This window comes from Nitrincola alkalisediminis, from assembly GCF_009821115.1.
Classification (GTDB): Bacteria; Pseudomonadota; Gammaproteobacteria; order Pseudomonadales; family Balneatricaceae; genus Nitrincola; species Nitrincola alkalisediminis.
This window is the reverse complement of record NZ_VYTY01000027.1, coordinates 1-1,794: the sequence shown is the minus strand read 5'-3', so window position 1 is coordinate 1,794 and position 1,794 is coordinate 1. Positions and strand designations below refer to the sequence as shown.

The 1,794-nt window shown below is 41.4% G+C and carries 1 protein-coding gene; it reads right to left on the bottom strand.

The genetic code is table 11. From position 1 onward, the window contains the following. Positions 1-119: 119 nt before the first annotated feature. Positions 120-1,586, bottom strand: a complete 1,467-nt coding sequence (locus F5971_RS18270) for a hypothetical protein (protein WP_193496571.1) — start codon at positions 1,584-1,586, stop codon at positions 120-122. Positions 1,587-1,794 lie beyond the last annotated feature (208 nt).

The window sequence follows — 1,794 nt, the reverse complement described above, 5'->3', positions numbered from 1 at the left end:
CACAGCCAACGATGACAGACGAAGTAGGATCACTGGCTCAGGGACTTGATATTGGCCGCTAACGCGGCCAATAAAAAACTAATGCCTATTGACAAGGTTTGGGCTCATAGGTGTTATGTTCATTCTTTGGCCTCTGTAACGACTACGGTTATTGAACCAAGAACATCGTAGGGCTGATGATATCCATAAAAGCCTTCATCTTTCGAGTAGAATATATGACTAATATCAGAGAATGCATCTGGATCTACAGGGTGTTTAGCATTTGGGTTGTGTAACATTATAAGCCCATCCGACCATGATTCTTCATAATCTGGATCATCTAAATCTTTGGAGAATGGGATAGGATGAATAGCTTCTGGATCTGGATTATATAAGAAGCCATTTCGAATCATCTTGACATCAGCGCTGCCCAAGCCTGCAATTTTCCCCATGCGATTAAACTTTGGAATTGTTGCCTGATTGCTAAAAAGTACTGCGCTTATATTTTCAGCTCCGTCTTGATAGAAAAATCCGGAAGGTATTTCTTTACCCTCCCAGCTATGTTTTTCTATATCCTTTACAGAAGGCTTCCCATCAACAATACGCGTTCTTATCCCGTACAAATATTCTGACAAAGCCGTTCTCGACCATGTCATCGCATTGTCGTTGTGATAGTCGTGAATTGCTAAAACAATTGGCTTTCCTGCGACATGCTCTTTTTCCCAGTACTTTTTTTGTAGTTTACTGTACAGGGAGCTTCCAAATTTAATAGGCATAAAATCGTTTAGTCTTTCCTCAATTTCTTCATGTGTCTGAGGAGGAGGCAAATCAGGGCGGTTTGCATTTTCAGACGGATTAACTGTCACGGCCTCAACAAATATTTTTTCTCCAAAGAAAGAAACTTCAAAATCAGGTGCTGGGTGATTGTTTCCTACCATTAAACCCGCATTATGAATGTATATGTGTAAATACAATTCCCATAATCTAGCCTGGAAGTTAACCGACTGAAATTCTCTTTCGAAATGCCCGTCGTTATCAACAAACGAATTTACGATTTCAGATATGATATTCCTAGCTGCCTCAAATCTAGGTTCATTCTTAAGTATTTTGTAGCCATGATGCTGCTCGTTCTCAGGAATAACATCTGTAAATAGGTCAAACCCAGCATCAGTTTCGTCGCCTTGTGGGTATATATCCTGTGTCTTTCCTAAATAATCCTGAGAAATCTTTCTAGCTAGAGCTTTTCGGGCCATTTCTGGAGTATCATGAAACTCGTTACCAACTTCGATGCAACGAAATAACCTTCTCGCATCCCTACCGAGTACGATGAATCCATAATCGTTATCTGTCACATCTCTAATCACGATCCCCAACAGCTTATTATCAAAAAGCGAGTACCACTCGATCTCTTCTGCGGTAAAGCGTACTAAGGGCATTCGGCAGTAACAATACGCATCAAACTGCCTTCGGGTTAATTTTTTGCCAAATCTAAGAATATTCTCTGCTAACTTTCTTTCACGGTTCCTATCATGCACCGCCCGGCGAGCAGCCTTAGCTTTAGCCTTTGATTTCTGCTTTCTTTTTTCCTTCTTCGAAGGCTTCGCCATAATTCAAATTCCTTCGGGAACATAACGCTTAGTTAATGAGCCGACGAAAGCGCAAAAAAAATACCCGCCAGCACCAAATTTAGGATGTATCATCCAATCTATCACTTTCGAGGCCTCTTTCAACGCCTTGTTGGACTGAACCGCTGGCACCGTCTTGGACGCCTACTTTTATATAGGAAATTCCTTTTTTCGACTGCCGCCATCGCTG